This window comes from Serratia quinivorans (genome assembly GCF_052113645.1).
Taxonomy (GTDB): Bacteria; Pseudomonadota; Gammaproteobacteria; order Enterobacterales; family Enterobacteriaceae; genus Serratia; species Serratia quinivorans_B.
The window spans coordinates 188,850-208,393 of record NZ_JBIEIU010000012.1 but is presented as its reverse complement, the minus strand read 5'-3'; the positions used below and the strand labels follow the sequence as shown (position 1 = coordinate 208,393).

The 19,544-nt window shown below is 57.1% G+C and carries 16 protein-coding genes; 9 read left to right on the top strand and 7 right to left on the bottom strand.

Translation table 11 applies throughout. From position 1 onward, the window contains the following. The 4 genes from ACGS9J_RS20940 to ACGS9J_RS20925 all read left to right on the top strand — a co-directional run. Positions 1–309, top strand: a 309-nt coding sequence (locus ACGS9J_RS20940; protein WP_442232684.1) for a transketolase-like TK C-terminal-containing protein, incomplete at its 5' end; no start/stop codon positions are given. A gap of 215 nt (positions 310–524) precedes the next feature. Beyond that, positions 525–1,580 (top strand): ABC transporter substrate-binding protein, encoded by a 1,056-nt coding sequence (locus ACGS9J_RS20935; RefSeq protein WP_442232690.1) that lies wholly within the window; start codon positions 525–527, stop codon positions 1,578–1,580. A 73-nt stretch (positions 1,581–1,653) separates the two neighbouring features. Continuing rightward, entirely contained in the window at positions 1,654–3,423 is a 1,770-nt protein-coding gene (locus tag ACGS9J_RS20930) for an ABC transporter permease (protein WP_442232683.1), read from the top strand. Continuing rightward, positions 3,416–4,486 (top strand): ABC transporter ATP-binding protein, encoded by a 1,071-nt coding sequence (locus tag ACGS9J_RS20925; protein WP_442232682.1) that lies wholly within the window; start codon positions 3,416–3,418, stop codon positions 4,484–4,486. The genes ACGS9J_RS20930 and ACGS9J_RS20925 overlap by 8 nt, the downstream gene beginning before the upstream one ends. Before the next feature lie 43 nt (positions 4,487–4,529). Here ACGS9J_RS20925 and ACGS9J_RS20920 read toward each other — a convergent pair whose 3' ends face one another. The 5 genes from ACGS9J_RS20920 to ACGS9J_RS20900 all read right to left on the bottom strand — a co-directional run bounded on the left by ACGS9J_RS20920 (position 4,530) and on the right by ACGS9J_RS20900 (position 11,257). Continuing rightward, positions 4,530–5,495, bottom strand: coding sequence for a PDR/VanB family oxidoreductase (locus ACGS9J_RS20920; RefSeq protein ID WP_442232681.1), 966 nt, complete (start codon positions 5,493–5,495; stop codon positions 4,530–4,532). A 42-nt stretch (positions 5,496–5,537) separates the two neighbouring features. Next, positions 5,538–6,986 carry an NAD-dependent succinate-semialdehyde dehydrogenase gene (locus ACGS9J_RS20915; protein WP_442232680.1) on the bottom strand — a complete coding sequence of 483 codons (1,449 nt, stop codon included), beginning with the start codon at positions 6,984–6,986 and terminating at the stop codon, positions 5,538–5,540. Positions 6,987–7,030: 44 nt separating this feature from the next. Beyond that, positions 7,031–8,155: an aromatic ring-hydroxylating oxygenase subunit alpha gene (locus ACGS9J_RS20910; protein ID WP_442232679.1), complete on the bottom strand. Its 1,125-nt coding sequence runs from the start codon at positions 8,153–8,155 to the stop codon at positions 7,031–7,033. 41 nt (positions 8,156–8,196) lie between these two features. Continuing rightward, the gene (locus ACGS9J_RS20905) at positions 8,197–9,795 is read right to left on the bottom strand and encodes a BCCT family transporter (protein ID WP_442232678.1); all 1,599 of its coding nucleotides are present in this window, start codon (positions 9,793–9,795) and stop codon (positions 8,197–8,199) included. A gap of 382 nt (positions 9,796–10,177) precedes the next feature. Further along, positions 10,178–11,257 carry a tartrate dehydrogenase gene (locus ACGS9J_RS20900; RefSeq protein ID WP_442232677.1) on the bottom strand — a complete coding sequence of 360 codons (1,080 nt, stop codon included), beginning with the start codon at positions 11,255–11,257 and terminating at the stop codon, positions 10,178–10,180. A 79-nt stretch (positions 11,258–11,336) separates the two neighbouring features. On the opposite strand from ACGS9J_RS20900, the gene ACGS9J_RS20895 reads away from it, so the two are divergent. The 4 genes from ACGS9J_RS20895 (at position 11,337) to fbaA (ending at position 16,074) form a co-directional block, all read left to right on the top strand. Beyond that, positions 11,337–12,296: a LysR substrate-binding domain-containing protein gene (locus tag ACGS9J_RS20895; RefSeq protein ID WP_442232676.1), complete on the top strand. Its 960-nt coding sequence runs from the start codon at positions 11,337–11,339 to the stop codon at positions 12,294–12,296. A 327-nt stretch (positions 12,297–12,623) separates the two neighbouring features. Then, positions 12,624–13,640, top strand: a complete 1,017-nt coding sequence (gene epd, locus ACGS9J_RS20890) for an erythrose-4-phosphate dehydrogenase (RefSeq protein ID WP_442232675.1) — start codon at positions 12,624–12,626, stop codon at positions 13,638–13,640. A 77-nt stretch (positions 13,641–13,717) separates the two neighbouring features. Continuing rightward, positions 13,718–14,878, top strand: coding sequence for a phosphoglycerate kinase (gene pgk, locus ACGS9J_RS20885; RefSeq protein WP_442232674.1), 1,161 nt, complete (start codon positions 13,718–13,720; stop codon positions 14,876–14,878). Positions 14,879–14,994: 116 nt separating this feature from the next. Further along, entirely contained in the window at positions 14,995–16,074 is a 1,080-nt protein-coding gene (fbaA, locus tag ACGS9J_RS20880; RefSeq protein ID WP_442232673.1) for a class II fructose-bisphosphate aldolase, read from the top strand. Positions 16,075–16,291: 217 nt separating this feature from the next. Here the strand turns inward: fbaA and ACGS9J_RS20875 are convergent, their stop codons facing one another. Then, complete coding sequence (locus ACGS9J_RS20875) at positions 16,292–16,960, bottom strand: DUF1345 domain-containing protein (RefSeq protein ID WP_442232672.1); 669 nt, start codon at positions 16,958–16,960, stop codon at positions 16,292–16,294. A 207-nt stretch (positions 16,961–17,167) separates the two neighbouring features. Here ACGS9J_RS20875 and mscS point away from each other — a divergent pair, with 207 nt between their 5' ends. Next, positions 17,168–18,037 (top strand): small-conductance mechanosensitive channel MscS, encoded by an 870-nt coding sequence (gene mscS, locus ACGS9J_RS20870; protein WP_182823271.1) that lies wholly within the window; start codon positions 17,168–17,170, stop codon positions 18,035–18,037. A 78-nt stretch (positions 18,038–18,115) separates the two neighbouring features. Here mscS and ACGS9J_RS20865 read toward each other — a convergent pair whose 3' ends face one another. After that, a complete protein-coding gene (locus ACGS9J_RS20865; protein ID WP_442232671.1) occupies positions 18,116–19,465 on the bottom strand; it encodes an MFS transporter in 1,350 nt (449 codons plus the stop codon). Positions 19,466–19,544: the final 79 nt, after the last annotated feature.

Below are 19,544 nucleotides of genomic sequence, written 5' to 3'. Positions count from 1 at the left end.
ATCACCGTGGAAGCGGCAGACCAACTGACCGCGGCGGGCCGTAAGGTGCGCGTGGTTTCCATGCCGTCTACTGACGCCTTCGACAAGCAGGATGCGGCCTACCGTGAATCCGTGCTGCCGGCGGCCGTGACTGCCCGCGTGGCGGTGGAAGCGGGTATCGCGGACTACTGGTACAAGTATGTGGGCCTGAACGGCGCCATCGTGGGCATGACCAGCTTCGGCGAGTCAGCCCCGGCGGAGCAGCTGTTCAAAGAGTTCGGCTTCACCGTGGATAACGTGGTGGCCAAGGCGCAGGCACTGCTGAAATAGTCATTCCCTCTCCTTTGGGAGAGGGTGACACCTATCAGCCCGGCACATTGCCGGGCTTTTTTATTGCCTAAAAATCGCCCAACCTCACAAAACACGAAGATAAAAAATCAACGGCGTTGCTTAAGAACACTTATTAACTATATGTTAATTTTTAGTTTATTAAATGTAACCAGGAGTTGATTATGTTGACAAGAATCGGCGTGTCGGTGGTAGCGATGGCTGTTCTGGGAGCGGTACCTGCTTACGCTGAATTCCCTGCGGGCTATCCGGCCGACTACCAGAAAATTGTGGATGGCGCGAAGAAAGAGGGCAAAGTGGTGGTGTATTCCACCACCGATACCAAAGCTGCAGGGCCGCTGATTCAGGGGTTTGAAGCGCTGTATCCGGGCGTTAAGGTCGAATACAACGACATGAACAGCACCGAGTTGTATAACCGCTATATCAGCGAACAGGCGGCGGGCGGCACCAGCGGCGACGTGGTGTGGAGCTCGTCGATGGATACCGCGCTGAAGCTGGCGACCGATTACGCGCAAGAATATGCGTCACCGGAACAGGGCCAACTGCCCAAGTGGGCGGTCTGGAAAGAGAAAGCCTACGGCACCACCTACGAACCAGTGGTCTTCATCTATAACAAACGGCTGATCCCGCAGGGCGATGTGCCGGACTCACACGCCGCGCTGGCCAAGCTGATCGCCAGCCAAACCGACAAGTTCAAAAAGAAAGTCACCACCTATGACATTGAAAAATCCGGGCTGGGCTTCATGCTGTCGGTGCAGGACTTCAAGGCCGATCCGAACTATTTCGCTACGCTGGCTGACGTCGCCAAAGGCGGCCTGGCGGTGCAGTCGTCCACCGGTACCATGATGGAAAGGGTATCATCCGGTGAAAACCTGATTGGTTTCAACATCCTGGGTTCCTACGCCGAAGCCCGCGCCAAAACTGACCCTTCTCTGGGCATCTCTTATCCGAAGGATTACACCCTGGTGTTGTCGCGCGTGTCCTTTATTAGCAAAGAAGCCGCCAACGGCAATGCGGCAAAACTGTGGCTTAACTACGTCCTGTCGGAAAAGGGCCAGAGCATTCTCGCCAACCAGGCGGATATTCCCTCTATCCGCAATGACATTGAAGGCAAAAACGACATCGACGGCATGACCAAAATGCTCGGCAATGCGCTGAAGCCTATTCCGGTGGATGAGAGCCTGCTGGAGTATCTGCAACCGACCAAACGCCTGGATTACATCAAGCAATGGCGTACCGCCGCCGCGAAATAACACAGGATCCGGACGCGCGTCTGCCATTGTGGCGCGCGCCCTTTGGTAGTCGTACAACCATCGGGATATTTTTATGAAAGCATGGCGCAGAAAATGGCAGAGCCTGCCGCGTGGCTTGGTGGTGGTGATAACCGCGCTGGTTATCTATGTGCCACTGTCATTTATCGTGATTCAAAGTTTCCTCTCCGCTCCCTTTTTCTCCCCCTCCAAGGTGTTCAGCCTTGAGGCATTCCAGTTTATTTTTACCGATCCGGATTTTTACAAAGCGCTGAAAAGCGGATTTATTCTGGCTTTTGGACTGGTGGTGATCGCCATTCCGCTGGGGGGCATTCTGGCCTTTTTGATGGTCAGAACCGATTTGCCCGGTCGGCGGTTTATTGAACCGCTGATCCTGGTGCCGATCTTTGTCTCGCCGATGGTGCTGGGCTTTGGCTACGTGGTGGCTGCCGGGCCGGTGGGCTTCTTCTCGCTGTGGGCGGAATCGCTGCTGGGCTTCGTGCCCTGGAATATCTATTCGATGGCCAGCATTGTGGTCATCGCCGGGTTAACCCACGTGCCGCACGCTTATCTTTATATTTCTTCGGCCTTGCGCAGCGTCGGCTCCGACGTGGAGGAAGCCGCTCGCACGGCGGGCGCCTCGCCCTTGCAGGTGATGACGGCGGTCAGCTTGCCGATGGTGCGCCCCTCGATTCTGTATGCCGGCGTATTGCTGTTCTTCCTCGGGCTGGAGGTGTTCGGCCTGATGCTGGTGCTGGGCGATCCGGAAGGCAACCTGGTGCTGGCGACCTACCTGTATCAACTGACCAACAAGTTGGGCACGCCGTCTTACCACCTGATGGCGGCGGTGGCGGCGGTGCTGATTTGCATCACCATTCCGCTGGTGATGTTGCAGCGCCGTCTGATGCGCACGGCTAACCGTTTCGTCACCGTCAAGGGTAAGGCATCGCAGGCGCGGGCCTTGCCGCTGGGCAAATGGCGCTGGGTTGCCGGTGCGGTGGTGGTGTTTTGGTTGACGGTGACCATCGGGGTGCCGCTGGTGGGCGTGGTGCTGCGTGCTTTTATCTCCAACTGGGGCGTGGGCGTTTCGATCTGGGACGAGTTGTCGCTCAATACCTTCCGCACCATCTGGCAGCAGCCCAATCTGTTGCGGGCTATCGTCAACTCGATGGCGATTGGGGTGATCGGCGGCGCGTTGGCGGTGGTCTGTTATCTGTTCATCGGCATTGCCATGCACCGCAAACCCGATGGTGCGACCCGTTTTCTCGATTACAGCGTGCTGGTACCGCGTGCGGTGCCGGGGTTGCTGGCGGGGCTGGCGTTTCTGTGGGTATTCCTGTTCCTGCCGATGTGGCTGGATAAATCATTGAAAGAGGGCTGGCTGTCGGCGTTGCCGGTGGCCGAGTGGCTGCGGGAAAACCTGATCGTCTGGCTGCGTTCCTTGCGCAGCACCATCTTCAGCGTTTGGCTGGCCTACACCGTGGTGTGGATGGCCTACGGCCTGCGGCTGATCTCTTCGACGCTGTTGCAGGTCGGCCCTGAACTGGAAGAGGCGGCACGTAGCGCCGGGGCCTCTCGTGGGCAGATCACCCGCCACGTGACTATTCCGCTGTCGCGCTACGGCCTGATTGGTTCGTGGTTGCTGATGTTCCTGATTTTCGAACGAGAATATTCCACCGGGGTTTATCTGTTGTCTCCAGGCACCGAAACCATAGGTTCGATGCTGGTTTCCCTGTGGGCGGCGGGCGCCATCGATATCGTTGCCGCGCTCTCCTTCATTAACATCCTGCTGGTGGTGTTGGGTCTGGGTATCGCCTTGCGCTTTGGAGTGAAATTACATGATTGAACTTTCGGTAGAAAACCTGCATTTGACCTATGGCGACAACCCGGTGCTGAAAGGCGTTTCGATGCAGTTAAACCGTGGCGAGGTGGTGTCGCTGTTGGGGCCTTCGGGCAGCGGTAAAACGACGTTGCTGCGGGCGGTCGCCGGGTTGGAAAAACCGACTCAGGGCTGCATTATCATTGGCAGCAATAAGGTTTACGACGGCACGGCGCGCAGTGAGATCCCGGCGGAAGAGCGCAACCTCGGGCTGGTGTTCCAGTCGTATGCTCTGTGGCCGCATAAAACCGTGTTCGAGAACGTCGCCTACCCGCTGAAGTTACGCAAAGTCGCCTCGGCGGAAATTACCCAGCGGGTGCAAGGGGTGCTGGATCAACTGGGGCTGGGGCATTTGGGCAAGCGCCATCCGCATCAGTTGTCCGGCGGTCAGCAGCAACGCGTGGCGATTGGTCGGGCGTTGGTGTACAACCCGCCGGTGATCCTGCTGGATGAGCCGCTGTCGAACCTTGACGCCAAGCTGCGTGAAGAGGCGCGGGTGTTCCTGCGCGAGTTGATCATCAAGCTGGGGCTGTCGGCGCTGATGGTGACCCACGATCAGAACGAGGCGATGGCCATTTCCGACCGCATCTTGTTGCTCAACAACGGAAAAATCGAACAGCAGGGCACGCCGCAGGAAATGTACGGTTCGCCCTCGACCCTGTTTACCGCCGAATTTATGGGCAGCAATAACCGCCTGTTCGGCAAAATCACCGAGATCAGCGAGGGCAAAGCGCGCATCGAAGGGAAAGACTGGGCGCTGTGGGGCATGGCAGGCGCAGGGGTAAACGTCGGTGACGAAGCCACGGCGGTGATCCGGGTGGAACGCGTGCGTTTGGGCGACGACCCGCAGGGGAACCAACTGGAGCTGCCGTTGCTGACCAGTATGTATCTGGGCGATCGCTGGGAATACCTGTTCCGTACTGTCGCCGAGGATTTCGTGGTGCGAGCTTATGGCACCGAAGTGCGCGACCAGACGCTGTGCCGGCTGTCCCTGCCGGCAGAACACCTGTGGATTTTCCCCAAGGCCTAGCTTCGGCAATAACCGCGTCCCGGGCGGGGCGCGGTGGGTTGAACTACAAATCCAGTACCAGCCGTTGTCCCTTGGCCCTTGAGCAGCATATCAGCAGGCTTTGCTGCGACTCTCGTTCTTCCTCACTCAGATACTGATCGCGGTGGTCGGCTTCGCCTTCGATAATCCGCGTTTCGCAGGTACCGCAGATCCCTTCCCGGCACAGGCATTCCACTTTCGCCGCCTTGCTGTTTTCCAGCGCCTGCAGAATGGTCATTTCTGGCGCGACTTCCAGTTCAATGCCTGAGCGAGCCAGCACCAGGGTAAAGGCTTTCCCCTGGCTGTCAGCGGCGGCAAAGGCTTCGCGGTGCAGGCGCGCCGGCGCAATTCCCAGCGCGGCAGCCGCCTGAGATACCGCATCGTTCAACGCCGGTGGGCCACACACGTAAATATGGGTTGCGGGCTCGATGTCTGCCAGCAGGCGTGCCAGATCCAAACGGCTACCCTGACTGGAAACGTGGCAGCGCACATGCTCGGCAAAAGGCGACGCCAGCAGTTGCGCCTGGAAAGCATTGTGTTCTTCGCTGTGGAAACAATAGTGCAGGCGGTAACGCTGACCGCGCTGGTGCAGCTCATGCAGTTGCGCCATAAAGGGAGTGATGCCGATGCCACCGGCTATCAGCAGGTGTTGTTCCGCCGTCGGTGCCAGTGCAAACAGATTATTCGGCGTGCTGATGGTCAGCGTATCGCCTGCCTGTAACTGGTCATGCATAAAATTCGATCCGCCTTTTGAGGGCGACTCGCGCCGTACGGCGATCTGATAGTGCTGCAAGTCGAAAGGAGAACTCAGCAGGGAGTAAGCGTTACTGTAGCGCTGTTCCCCCTGTTGCATCTGCACGATGATATGGCTGCCGCCGCTGAAAGCCGGCAACGGCCGCTGCTGAGGGTCTGCCAGCGTAAAAAGCTTTACCTGCGCGGTGAGGGTTTCGATTTCGACCACGCGGACATCAAACATCCGATAACTGGACATGTTATTCACTCCAGAGCACGGGCAGCGCCCGCGCATAACAGGTTATAGCGCCTGGCACAGATATTTCAGTTCCAGATAATCGTCGATGCCATAGGTGGAGCCTTCACGGCCCAGCCCGGACTGTTTGATGCCGCCGAACGGTGCCACCTCGTTGGAGATCAGGCCGGTATTGATGCCGACCATGCCGTATTCCAACTGTTCGGAAACCCGCCAGATACGCGCAGCATCGCGGGTGTAGAAATAGGCTGCCAGCCCGTAGATGGTGTCATTGGCGCGCTGTAGCACCTCGGCTTCATCGTCAAATATCACCAGCGGGGCAACCGGGCCGAAAATCTCTTCTGCCAGCAGGAGCGAGCCGGGCTGAACCTCCCCCAGTACCGTTGGCGTAAAGAAGTTGCCGCCCAGCGGGTGCGGATGACCGCCGGTTAGTACGGTGGCCCCTTTGCTTTGCGCATCCTCCAGCAGCTCCATGACCTTGTCTCGCGCTTTGCGGTTGATTAACGGGCCTATCTGCACGTCTTGATCAAAGCCGTTACCCACTTTCAGCGCCGCCACGCGAGCGACAAACTTTTCGGTGAACTGCGGGTAAACGTCGCGGTGGATATAGAAACGGTTAACGCAAACGCAGGTTTGCCCCGCGTTACGGTATTTGGCGACCAAGGCTCCTTCGACGGCGGCGCCGATATCCGCATCCTCGAACACGATAAAGGGAGCATTGCCTCCCAGTTCCAGTGAGACCTTTTTGATGGTGTCGGCGCTTTGACACATCAACAGGCGGCCAACCGGGGTCGAACCGGTAAAGCTCAGCTTACGGACCTGCGGGTTGCCGGTCAGCTCGGCACCGATGACCTGCGAGTTGCCGGTAATCACGTTGAAAACTCCGGCGGGAATGCCCGCGCGGCTGGCCAGTTCCGCCAGGGCCAGCGCCGAATAGGGCGTTTCATTGGCGGGCTTGACGATCAGCGTGCAGCCGGCCGCCAGTGCCGGTGCGGCTTTGCGGGTGATCATCGCCGCCGGGAAGTTCCATGGCGTAATGGCAGCGCACACACCGATGCCTTGCTTGATCACCAACAGACGTTTGTCTGCGCTGGGTGAAGGGATGATATCGCCGTTGGTGCGCTTCGCCTGCTCGGCGAACCACTCGACAAACGAAGCGGCATAGCGGATCTCGCCCAAGGATTCCGCCAGCGGTTTGCCTTGTTCCAGCGTCATCAGAGATGCCAGATCCTGCTGGTGCTCGAGCATCAATTCGAACCAGCGGCGCAGATGCAGTGCCCGTTGTTGGGCCGGCAGGCTGCGCCAGCCTGACAGCGCTTGCTGGGCGCACTCTATGGCGCGTTGCGTTTCGGATTGTGCCATGTTCGGCACCTGGCCAATCAGCAGGCCGGTCGCCGGATCGCTGACCGGCAAAGTTTCGTGATTGGATGCGTCGCACCATTGGCCGTTGATAAACGCCTGCTGGCGGAACAGTGATTGATCGGAAATATTCACCGGATGACCTCATGGAGTCACGGGGCCGGGTGGCCCCGACAGATTTAAGGTTGGAAGACCTGCGCCAGCAGGTTGTGGAAGTGCGCGATGCCGTGCTCGCTGACGCCGCTGCCTGCGCCGTCGGCCATAATGCGCCCCTGGCCGCGGTAACCGCGTGACTTCAGTCCTTTCTGCACGCTTTCTACCAGCCGCAGATCTTCCGGGCGGAACACGTCGCGATACCATTCGATCAGCTTCTGTTGCTCGGCGGTCAGTTCCTCGTTGGTGAAGTAAATGTCATAGCTTTGCAGGGTGGTTTCCGCATCGACCGGGAACTCATAAATCACCGTCATCATGCCTTCCAGCGGCGGAATGTTGAACATGGTGCACGGCCACAGCCAGATGCCGTGGAAGCTGGCGTCTTTGCCTGCTTCGAATTTGAAGGACTGCTCGGAAGGGCGGGCGTAGCCAAACTGCATCGTCCAGTTGCCGTGCAGGGTGTGCCAGTAACGATCGACCTGCACCGAATCGGCGAAACCGGGATGCGCCGGCGCACAGTGATAGCACTCGAGATAGTTGTCGACGATGTTCTTCCAGTTGGCCGGGGTGAGTGTGGTAAAGCGCGCCGCCAGCTTCAGGTCGTCTACCGCCGGGCAGGCCTCACGCACCTTGGCCGCCAGCCCCGGCAGTTGCTCTTCTACACTGCCGGCCTGCGGGTTCATATTGATAAAAATAAACCCGCCATATTCCTCTACCCGTACCGGCGTCAGATGGGCGATGTCTTTATTGAAGTTATGCACGTTCTCGCAGTTGCGCGCATGGGCCAGTTCGCCGTCGAGCTTGAACGCCCAGGCGTGGTACGGGCAGGTAATGACGTTTTTGGCCTTGCCGTCACCGGACAGCAATTGGTGACCACGGTGTGGGCAAACGTTGTAAAAGGCGCGCAACACCTTATCGCGACCGCGTACCACCAGGATATTTTCGCCGATGATCTCGCGGGTGATGTATTCATTCGGCTGTGCAACTTCACTGCCGTGCGCCACGCAGATCCAACTGTTGGCGAACACCCGTTCTTTTTCATGATCGAATGCGGCCGGGTGAGTATAAAACTGCGCCGGAATGGTGTACGCCTCGCGGGCATCGGCGCAGAAGTCCTTGGGTAAAGTCAATGCGGGGATCACAGTGCTCATAATAACCTTCCTCTTATTGTTTTTTATTCCACGGGAGTGTTTCAGACGACGGTTGTGTTGTTTAACGGGCTAACGGCTGGCGCTTCCGACGGCGTGGTCGGCGTCGGGCGGCTGACTTCGATTAGGTGTGCCGGTATCGCGGCGTAATCCTGTTTCAGCCAGCGGGCGAACCCGTAGGTTTTGACCAGCAGCACCAACAGGAACGGCAAGGCGGTCAGGACGACGGTGGTTTTCATGGTGTCGAGCGAGGCACCGGTGAACAGAATCGACAGCGGGATCAGTGTGATCACCACACACCAAAACAGCCGCAGCATCGGGCTGGGATCCTGCCCCTCTTGCAGATTCCGGGTGCTGGTGGCCGCCATGGTGTAGGCGACGGCATCCATATGCGACGCCAGAAAAATAATCATGATAAACAGGTAGCCCGCCAGGAACAGTTTGCCGAGCGGCAGCGACATCAGCAGCATTTGCACCGCCGTTTCACCGCCCTGAGCATTGAGGATCTCCGGTACGTTCAACTGCCCGCTGATGAACTGATGCATGGCGAAGCTTTCCAGCGAACCGAAGAAGAACCAGCAACCGAGGGTGCTGCCGAGCAGCAGGGCCCAAATCACCTCTTTGATCTTGCGCCCGCGAGAAACCCGGGTCACAAACATCGCCACGCCCGGCGTATAGGAAATCCACCACAGCCAGTAGAACACGGTCCAACTGCGGCTAAAGCTGCCGTCCCCCATGGGATCGGTAAACAGGCTCATCTGCAGGAAGTTCTGCGCCGTCAGGCCGATGGCGTTAACGGTGTTATTGATGGTGAATTCGGTCGGGCCGACCAGCAGTACCAGTGCGGCGAAGATAAACGCCCCCCAGCCGACCATTTTGCTCAGTCGCTGCATGCCGCCGTCGATACCGATATAAGAGCTGAGGCAGAAAATGACCGCGGCCAGCAGGATCACCGTTGCCTGTATCGCGAAGGTGTCCGGAATGCCGGTTAAGGCCGTTAGCCCGCGGGTGAAGGTGGAGGCAGTCAACACCAGTGAGATGGTCAGGGCGCCCACGGTGGCAACCAGAAAAATAAGATCTACCGCTCGGCCTATCGGGCCGTCGGCGCGGGCACCGGTGATGGCCGAGATAATGCCGGACAGGCTCAAGCCCTTATTTTTACGGACATGAAAGTGATAGGCCATGATCAGCGAGGCCAGCGCATAGGTGGCCCAAGCGCTCAGCCCCCAGTGGAAGAACGAGTAGCTGATGCTGTATTCCAAGGCTTTTGGTGTGCGTGGGGCGATGTTCAGCCCTGGCGTTTGATAGTAATAGGCCCATTCCATCACGCCCCAGTACAGGGTTGATGAACCCAGCCCGGCGCAAATGAACATAAACACCCAGGCCAGAGTGGGGTACTGCGGCTTGCCTTCGCCAAGGCGGATATTGCCGTATTTGCTTAAGGCCAGATAAAGCACCACCAACAGGGCCATCAGCACCAGCACCTGAATGGTGGAGCCAAACAGACGGGTGACCGCGTTAAAAATGGTCGTGGCGACCAGCTCGGACTGGGTCGGGAATAGCATCAGGCAGATGGCGATCAGCGTGATGCTGCACAGGCTGATGCCAATGAGCATGACATCCTTTTTGGGCGTGCTCTGCATGGGAGTGAACTCCTGTTATTTGTGGTTGGCCGGGGCGTGCAACCTGCACGGCGTACCGGCCTTATTGATTGGCGTTAAGCCGTTTGTTAGACCACGTAGGGCGGATGTCGCGGCACTGCAGATACCGTGAGTTTTTACCCTTCATTAACATTCCGGAGTGTGCACAAATTACCCAAGGGCCACAATTAGGCCATCTGTGAAGGGATAAAACACAGTATGTGAATAATTTGTTGTGATCTTGCCCGGAGAAACCATGTGGTTTTTGTCGCTGTTTACCGCGAATTTGGAACAGGAGCGCGCAGAGCAGGGCAAAGTGGGGACGTGACAAAGCAGGGTGATGAAAATCGCCCTGCGGGTCACATTAATGGCGGGGAACTCAACGTTAAAGCAAGGCAGTGATCGCCCGGCCGACCTGTTGAGTGCTTGCGTCGCCATGCATGTCCGGGGGGCGTGGGCCGTTGGCGATAACCTGTTCGATGGCGGCCAGAATACCGTCGTGCGCCTGGCGGTAGCGCGGTTCATCCTCACCGAGGAAGTCCAGCATCATGGCGCCGGCCCAGATCATGGCAATCGGGTTGGCGATGTTCTTGCCGAAAATATCCGGTGCGGAACCGTGCACCGGTTCGAACAGCGATGGGAAGCTGCGCTCGGGGTTGAGGTTGGCCGAAGGCGCAATACCGATGGTGCCTGCGCAGGCCGGGCCAAGATCGGACAGGATGTCGCCGAACAGGTTGGAAGCCACCACCACGTCGAAACGTTCGGGCTGCAGTACGAAGCGGGCGCACAGAATATCGATATGCTGTTTGTCCCAGCGAATCTCCGGATACTGTTGCGCCATGGCGGCCACGCGCTCATCCCAATACGGCATGCTGATCGCCATTCCGTTGGATTTGGTGGCGGCGGTCAGCGTCTTGCGCGGGCGTTGTTGTGCCAGTTCAAAAGCGTATTTCAGGATGCGGTCAACGCCGTGGCGGGTGAATACCGATTCCTGGATCACCATCTCACGTTCGGTGCCTTCAAACATCCGGCCGCCGAGCGAGGAATACTCCCCCTCGGTGTTTTCACGCACTACGTAAAAATCGATGTCGCCCGGCTTTTTATTCGCCAGCGGGCAGGGCACGCCGGGGAACAGTCGCACTGGCCGCAGGTTCACGTACTGATCGAAATCGCGCCGAAATTTCAGCAATGAGCCCCACAGCGAGATATGGTCCGGCACCTTGTCCGGCCAGCCGACGGCGCCAAAATAGACGGCGTCGAAGCCTTGCAGTTGCTCGAACCAGTCGTCCGGCATCATCTTGCCGTGCTGCAGGTAATAGTCGCAGCTGGCCCATTCGAAGGTTTCAAACTGCAGGGACAAATCCCAGCGCGTCGCTGCAGCCTGCAATACCCGAATGCCTTCCGGCATCACTTCCTGCCCGATACCGTCTCCCGGTATGGCGGCGATTTTGTAGCTTTTGCTCATAGGATCTCACTTGTGAAGAGGGGCGATTGACATCCCTTTCATCCTATAATTGACTAACTGTTAATCAATACTGCAAACGGTGAAACATAAAACACGAATCATGAACAATCTCCCTATTCTGAGTGACCTGCGGGTGTTTGTGTTGGTGGCGCGCCGTGCCGGTTTTGCCGCCGCCGCCGACGAGCTGGGCGTTTCACCGGCTTTCATCAGCAAACGTATTGCATTGCTGGAAAAGGCGCTGGAGGTGTCGTTGCTGCATCGCACCACGCGACGGGTGGCGATCACCGAAGATGGCGAACGTATTTACGAGTGGGCGCAGCGCATTCTGAACGATGTCGATCAGATGATGGATGAGCTTTCCGATGCCCGGCAGGCACCGCAGGGCACGCTGCGCATTGTCAGCAGCTTCGGTTTCGGTCGGCGTTTTGTCGGCCCTGCGTTGTCGGCGCTGGCGCTGCAATACCCGGCACTGGAACTGAGGCTGGACGTTTCCGATCGGCTGGTGGATTTGGTCAGCGAAGGGTTTGATCTGGATATCCGCATCGGTGATGACATCGCCCCGAATCTGATCGCCCGCAAGCTGGCGCAGAACCAACGCATTTTGTGCGCCTCCCCGGAGTACCTGCAGCGCTGCGGCACGCCGAAAAACCTGAGTGAGCTTTCCGGCCGTGCCTGTCTGGCGATCAAGGAGCGCGATCACCCTTTCGGCCTGTGGCGGTTGCAGGGGCCGCAAGGGGAAGAGGCGGTGAAGGTGACCGGTGGGCTGTCATCCAACAACGGTGAAATTGTGCATCAATGGTGCCTGGACGGGCAGGGCGTGGCGCTGCGTTCCTTCTGGGACGTGCGCGAGAGCATTGAAAACGGCTGGCTGGTGCATATCCTGCCGGACTATTACCAACCGGCGGATATTTGGGCTGTGTATGTTTCGCGTCTGGCGACCTCGGCCAAGGTGCGGGTGACGGTCGAATTTTTGCGCGATTATTTCCGCCAGCACTATGGCGAAGCCTCGTTGCTGTCGGAATATCTGGCGCGCCGTTAGGGTGGGAGTATGAAAAAGTGTGCGCCAGATCATTTTATTCCCGCAAAGTCTCGTTCAGTTGTCAGGCGGGCCGTCGCATCTGTTCCTTTTGGCAAAACTTTGGTTTATGCTCGGCTGAAGCGTTTCAGTTGAGTCAGTATTCAACAGAAACGCCGGAGTGAAGGTGATAAAAGCGCGTCTGATGCAATGAATAATGCGACGTGGCGATTCACAGCAGGCGGTGCGCTAAAGTACTCTGTGCGGGTTGGTTTGATAAGTTAACCCGTCAGCGCCCTCTCAGGCACGGTGAGCATGCCCGGCGAGAGAAGGCCCTTTTTCAGGAGCAGCATGACAATCCGCATAGCGATAAACGGCTTTGGCCGCATAGGCCGCAGCGTTTTACGCGCACTGTATGAATCGGGACGACGAGCGGAAATTTCCGTGGTGGCGATCAACGAATTGGCGAACGCCGAGGGCATGGCCCACCTGCTGAAATACGACTCCAGCCATGGCCGCTTTGCCTGGGATGTTCGCCAGGAATGCGACATATTGACCGTCGGGGACGACGCCATTCGTTTGCTGCATCAGCCGACGGTGGAACAGCTTCCCTGGGGCGAGTTGGGGATTGACGTGGTGCTGGACTGCAGCGGCGTGTACGGCAGCCGGGCGGATGGCGAGGCCCATCTGGCGGCAGGGGCGAAGAAAGTGTTGTTCGCTCACCCTGGCGGCAACGATCTGGACGCCACCATCGTGTTTGGCGTCAACCATCAGACGCTGCTGGCGGAACACCGCATCGTGTCCAATGCGTCATGCACCACCAACTGCATTATTCCGGTGATCAAACTGCTGGACGATGCCTACAGCATCGAGTCGGGCACGGTGACCACCATTCACTCTTCGATGAACGATCAGCCGGTGATAGATGCCTATCATCAGGATTTGCGGCGCACCCGCGCGGCGAGCCAGTCGATTATTCCGGTCGACACCAAGCTGGCCGCCGGTATCACCCGCGTTTTCCCGCAGTTTTGCGATCGTTTCGAAGCGATTTCCGTACGCGTGCCGACCATCAACGTGACGGCCATCGATCTCAGCGTCAGCGTCAGTTCAGCGGTGAAAGTGGCAGAGGTCAACCAGCTGTTGCAAATGGCCGCACGGGGATCTTTTCGTGGTATAGTTGACTATACGGAACTACCATTAGTCTCGATCGATTTTAACCATGACCCGCACAGCGCTATCGTCGACGGTACGCAGACTCGGGTCAGTGGTCAGCACCTGATCAAGACCTTGGTCTGGTGTGATAATGAATGGGGCTTTGCCAATCGGATGTTGGATACAACACGGGCAATGGCCGCTAGCGGTTTCTAGTACGGTGGCATTGGCATGACCGATGCGCCGCCCAGGCAACTTTATAGTTTATAGAGAATCAACCAAGAGGGTTCACCATGTCTGTAATTAACATGTCCGATCTGGATCTGGCCGGTAAACGCGTTCTGATCCGCTCCGATCTGAACGTTCCAGTGAAAGACGGTAAAGTGACTTCCGATGCACGTATCCGTGCCTCCCTGCCGACTATTGAAGCTGCGCTGAAACAAGGCGCCCGCGTGATGGTAACGTCCCACCTGGGTCGTCCTACCGAAGGCGAGTACAACGAAGAATTCTCCCTGCTGCCTGTTGTCAACTATCTGAAAAAACACCTGAAAAACCCGGTACGTCTGGCTAAAGACTACCTGGATGGTGTTGAGGTTGCAGAAGGTGAACTGGTGGTGCTGGAAAACGTCCGTTTCAACAAGGGCGAGAAAAAAGACGACGAAACCCTGTCCAAAAAGTACGCGGCACTGTGTGACGTGTATGTGATGGATGCCTTCGGCACCGCACACCGTGCGCAGGCTTCCACCCACGGCGTGGGCAAGTTCGCGCCTGTTGCCTGTGCCGGCCCGCTGCTGTCAGCAGAACTGGAAGCCCTGGGCAAAGCACTGAAAAGCCCGGCTCGTCCGATGGTTGCCGTGGTGGGGGGTTCTAAGGTTTCTACCAAATTTGATGTGCTGAACTCCCTGGTGAAAATCGCCGATACGGTGATCGTGGGCGGCGGTATCGCCAACACCTTCGTGGCTATCGATAACAACGTCGGTAAATCCCTGTACGAACCTGACTTCGTCGATGCAGCGAGAAAACTGCGTGACGAGTTTAAAATTCCGGTACCTACCGATTCTCGCGTAGGCACGGAATTCTCTGAAACTGCCCCTGCCACCTTGAAAAAAGTCAGTGAAGTCAAAGATGATGAAGAGATCATGGACTTCGGTGACGAAACCGCGCTGGCTATGGCCAAGTTGCTGAAAGAAGCCAAAACCATTCTGTGGAATGGCCCGGTTGGCGTATTCGAGTTCCCTAACTTCCGTCGGGGCACTGAAATTGTCGCACGCGCTATCGCAGACAGCGAAGCCTTCTCTATTGCAGGCGGCGGCGACACCCTGGCGGCTATCGATCTGTTCGGTATTGAAGATAAAATCTCTTATATCTCTACCGGCGGCGGTGCTTTCCTGGAGTTTGTGGAAGGCAAAGAGTTGCCGGCGGTAGTGATGCTGGAAGAGCGCGCTAAGCAGTAATTCAGACAGCGGGAGGCGAAAGTCGCCCGTTTATTTTATACCGCGCGGCCTGGGCGGCGCGGCATGAAAAAATCGATTTACATCCATCTACGGCCGACGAAACAGGACAAAGTAACATGTCTAAAATTTTTGATTTCGTAAAACCGGGTGTCATCACTGGTGATGACGTTCAGAAAGTATTCGCAGTAGCTAAAGAGAACAACTTTGCTCTGCCTGCAGTGAACTGCGTGGGTACCGACTCCATCAACGCCGTGCTGGAAACAGCGGCGAAGGTGCGTGCTCCGGTTATCGTACAGTTCTCTAACGGCGGTGCCGCGTTCATCGCCGGTAAAGGCGTGAAAACTGACGTTCCTCAGGGTGCAGCAATTCTGGGCGCTATTTCCGGTGCACATCATGTTCACCAGATGGCTGAACATTACGGCGTGCCGGTTATTCTGCACACCGACCACTGTGCCAAGAAACTGCTGCCATGGCTGGACGGCCTGCTGGACGCCGGCGAAAAACACTTCGCGGCTACCGGTAAGCCACTGTTCTCTTCTCACATGATCGACCTGTCTGAAGAGTCCCTGGAAGAAAACATCGAAATTTGCAGCAAATACCTCACTCGCATGGCGAAAATCGGTATGACCCTGGAAATCGAACTGGGCTGCACCGGCGGCGAAGAAGATGGCGTGGACAACAGCCATATGGACGCATCTTCTCTGTACACCCAGCCAGAAGACGTTGATTACGCATACGAAAAACTGAATGCGATCAGCCCACGCTTCACCATCGCGGCATCCTTCGGTAACGTGCACGGCGTTTACAAGCCAGGCAACGTGAAACTGACCCCGACCATCCTGCGTGATTCTCAGGACTATGTTTCCAAGAAACATAACCTGCCGCACAACAGCCTGAACTTCGTGTTCCACGGCGGTTCCGGTTCGACCGACGCAGAGATCAAAGAGTCCGTAGGTTACGGCGTGATCAAAATGAACATCGATACCGACACCCAATGGGCAACCTGGGACGGCATCCTGCAGTACTACAAAAAGAACGAAGGCTATCTGCAAGGCCAACTGGGTAACCCAGAAGGTGCTGACAAGCCGAACAAGAAATACTACGACCCACGCGTATGGCTGCGTTCAGCCCAGACTTCGATGATTACTCGTCTGGAACAGGCTTTCAAAGATCTGAACGCAGTAGACGTTCTGTAATCTCGGTTAGCTGTTAGCCATATTGAAAGGCTCCCTTCGGGGAGCCTGAGACTGCTGACAAACATATAATGTTTGGCGGCAGGCGCTAAAGATTTTGAAAATAAATCAGGAAAATCAATTTATTGATTTTCGGCTGATAACACAAAGGAGGAAAAACCACGCTTTTATCCTCCTTTGTCAATAATCTAAGGCTCCCTTCGGGGAGCCTTTTTTGTTGCTAGCCCAGCAGACTGGCGCCGACGTTAATCGACAGGCCCAGGATCACCAGATTGAACACAAAGGAAATGACCGATTGCAGCAGGGCGACTTTGCGCACTTCGGCCGCGCCGATCGCCACGTCGGCAGTTTGCGACGCTACCGCGATGGTGAATGAGAAATAGGCGAAGTCCCAGTAGGTCGGCTCTTTGAGATCACCGGGAAACAGCAATGGCAGCGGATCTTGCTGCGCACCCTGACGATAAAACTGATGGGCATAGTGCATGGTAAATGCCGTGGGCAGCAGCAGCCAGGACACCACCAGCGTAGCGCCGGTCAGTGACAGATGCAGCGTTTTCAGCGAATCGCTGACCTGTTTGGCGGTACTCAGCTCAAACAGGATGGACAAAATGCTCACCAGACAACCGATGCTGACCAGCGCCAGCACCATACTGGCGCTTTCGTCTTGGGCGCGAGCCAGTTGGCGGATGTGCTTGGGGGTGCTGACCAACATGAGTCGCCAGAGAAACAGCAGATAGCACCAGGCCAAAACGTTCCAGCCGAGCATCAGTCGCTGCAATTCAGAAAGCGTGGCCGGCAGCAGCAGGTAGCACAAGATGCCCGCACCGACGGACAGTAGCAGCCTGGGGCGAACCTGCCAGTAGTGTTTGATCGACGATGGGATGTGCATAACCAGTGAAGTTCCTTATCGTTATAAAGGCGATAGCCCTGTGTTCAGCATAGAAGAAGCGAGGCCGCTGTTTCGGCTATTTTTGACGCTTACGGTTGGCATGCGGTGGAAATGTTGGTTAACCTAAGGCAGTGGTTTCCGACTGACGGTTGATGTCAGTGTTTTTTTGCGAGTTTATCCCCTTAGGGACAAGTTAGGACGACACGAATGAAAGATCTGAATGTAGTAGACGGCATTAACGGTGCCGGTAACTGGCTGGTAAAGAACCAGGATTTATTGATCCAGTACGCGGTGAACATCGTCGCGGCGATCGTTATTTTCATTATCGGTTCGATCATTGCCCGCGTAGTCAGCAATGCGTTAAATCGGGTGATGAAGCTGCGCGGCATTGATGCCACGGTTGCCGACTTCCTGTCTGCCATGGCGCGTTACGGCATTCTGGCCTTCACCTTTATCGCAGTACTGGGGCGCGTTGGCGTACAGACCACCTCGGTGATCGCCGTGTTGGGTGCCGCAGGTTTGGCCGTAGGTCTGGCGCTGCAGGGTTCTCTGTCCAACTTCGCTGCCGGGGTGCTGTTAGTGGCTTTCCGTCCACTGCGCGCCGGTGAATATGTCGATCTGGGCGGCGTGGCCGGTACCGTCGACCAGGTGCAGATTTTCTCCACCACGCTGCGTACCGCAGACAACAAAACTATCGTGGTGCCGAACGGCAAAATCATCGCCGGCAATATCATCAACTATTCTCGCGAGCCAAACCGTCGCGTGGATATCGTGGTTGGCGTGGCTTATAACGCCGATATCGATGTGGTGAAAAAAGTGCTGGGTGATGTGATCGCCGCCGACAAGCGCATCATGCACGCCAAAGGCGTGACCGTGCGTTTGAACGAGATGGCGCCATCTTCGCTGAACTTCGTGACCCGTTCCTGGACCACCAACGCGGAATACTGGAACGTGTACTTCGATCTGATGGAAAACTTCAAGCGCGCGCTGGATGCCAACAATATCGGCATTCCGTTCCCACAGATGGACGTGCATCTGTATCGCACTGAAGAAGCCGCTACCGCGAAAGCGGAATAGGAGAGAAGGGGCCTTGGCCCCTTTTTGATTGCCGGCCGAGACGACATCACTGAGATGGGTCTCGGCTTTTTCGTTTAATCAGTTTGGCAATGCAGAGTCAGCCGTAGGTGTCCGACGGTTTAAACTGAGCCGGTAGAGCAGGAAGATGGCGGCAGACCCCACCAACACCGGCAGCGCCAGCCAGATGAAGAACATCTCCGACGTACCCGCCGCGACGATCATCCATGCCCCGAGCATCGAACCGACGATGGAGCCGAAGCGACCATTTGCCATCGCCCAGCTAACCCCAGTGACGCGGGCTGCGGTGGGGTAGAGGGTGGCAGAGACCAGATTCAGGCCGTTCTGCGCACCGGCCACACCGAAACCGATGAGGAATACGGTGGCCGCCAGTGTGTAGACGTCCCCCATCAGGTAACCGGTAGCACCAATTACCAGCGCGGCACCCAGGTACGACAGGGCCAGAACCCGATACGGCCCGACGCGGTCCATCAGCAGCGCCATGAGGATAGCGCCGAGGGTTCCACCCAGTGGCACCATCGCCCCGATGCGTGAGGCGTGAACGATATCGTACCCGGCGTCCCTGAGGATGCTCGGCAGCCAACTGGTGAGCAGATAGAACACAAACAACGAGCAGAAAAAGGCCACCCACAACAGCAGGGTGCGCACTGCGCGGCCTTCGATAAACAGGTGCGATATCGGCGATCTGGCCTGTACTGGGCGTTCGTCATCGATAATCGTCACCCCCGTCCAATTTTTGCCGGTGATACGCTCGATGACCTGACGCAGGCTATCGGTATGCCTCGGGCTGGATGTCATAAAGCGCGCTGACTCGGGCATCTGCCAGGCCAGCAACGGCAGCAGCAACAAGGGCGCAATGCCGCCAAGCATCAGCAGGCCACGCCAGCCGAAGGCGGGGATAATCTGCCCGGCCAGTATGCCGCCCAGGGCCAGACCGGCGGTGAAACCGCTCCAACTGAGGGTGACCATGATCATGCGCCGCCGTGCCGGCGAATACTCCGAGCTTAGAGTGATGCAGGTGGGCATCGCGCCGCCCAAACCGATGCCGGTAATTAACCGCAGCAGGGTCAACGACTCGATTGAGCTGGTGTAGGCCGAAGCCAGGGTGCCCCCGCCAAAGATCAGTATCGAGACGAGCAGTACGCGTTTGCGGCCGATGGCATCGGCGACGGGGCCGAAAATCAGGCTGCCGAGCAACAGGCCGAACAATCCCGCACCGAAGGCTGGCGATAACTGAGCAGGTTGCAGTTGCCACTCTTCGCGTAAGGCCGGAGCGATGTAACCGATGATTGCGGTATCAAAACCGTCCAGCAGGACAATCAGAAAACACAGGGTAAGGATCAGGATCTGATAGGGCGATATTTTCGCATTATCGATGATTTCGCTGATGCGAGCGGTGTTTGAGCTCATGGGGGTTCCACTGTAATTAGGCTGGTGTGGAGCTGGCTGGAGGGCTGTGTAGGCGTCAGGTTCCTGCTGAAACGGGCCT

Excerpts from the sequence above, each read along its gene's own strand:
- ACGS9J_RS20875 (WP_442232672.1), bottom strand. The coding sequence starts at position 16,960 with ATGCACATCCCATCGTCGATCAAACACTACTGGCAGGTTCGCCCCAGG.
- ACGS9J_RS20905 (WP_442232678.1), bottom strand. The coding sequence starts at position 9,795 with ATGCAGAGCACGCCCAAAAAGGATGTCATGCTCATTGGCATCAGCCTG.
- mscS (WP_182823271.1), top strand. The coding sequence starts at position 17,168 with ATGAAAGATCTGAATGTAGTAGACGGCATTAACGGTGCCGGTAACTGG.
- fbaA (WP_442232673.1), top strand. The coding sequence starts at position 14,995 with ATGTCTAAAATTTTTGATTTCGTAAAACCGGGTGTCATCACTGGTGAT.
- epd (WP_442232675.1), top strand. The coding sequence starts at position 12,624 with ATGACAATCCGCATAGCGATAAACGGCTTTGGCCGCATAGGCCGCAGC.
- ACGS9J_RS20865 (WP_442232671.1), bottom strand. The coding sequence starts at position 19,465 with ATGAGCTCAAACACCGCTCGCATCAGCGAAATCATCGATAATGCGAAA.
- pgk (WP_442232674.1), top strand. The coding sequence starts at position 13,718 with ATGTCTGTAATTAACATGTCCGATCTGGATCTGGCCGGTAAACGCGTT.
- ACGS9J_RS20910 (WP_442232679.1), bottom strand. The coding sequence starts at position 8,155 with ATGAGCACTGTGATCCCCGCATTGACTTTACCCAAGGACTTCTGCGCC.
- ACGS9J_RS20925 (WP_442232682.1), top strand. The coding sequence starts at position 3,416 with ATGATTGAACTTTCGGTAGAAAACCTGCATTTGACCTATGGCGACAAC.
- ACGS9J_RS20900 (WP_442232677.1), bottom strand. The coding sequence starts at position 11,257 with ATGAGCAAAAGCTACAAAATCGCCGCCATACCGGGAGACGGTATCGGG.
- ACGS9J_RS20920 (WP_442232681.1), bottom strand. The coding sequence starts at position 5,495 with ATGTCCAGTTATCGGATGTTTGATGTCCGCGTGGTCGAAATCGAAACC.
- ACGS9J_RS20930 (WP_442232683.1), top strand. The coding sequence starts at position 1,654 with ATGAAAGCATGGCGCAGAAAATGGCAGAGCCTGCCGCGTGGCTTGGTG.
- ACGS9J_RS20935 (WP_442232690.1), top strand. The coding sequence starts at position 525 with ATGGCTGTTCTGGGAGCGGTACCTGCTTACGCTGAATTCCCTGCGGGC.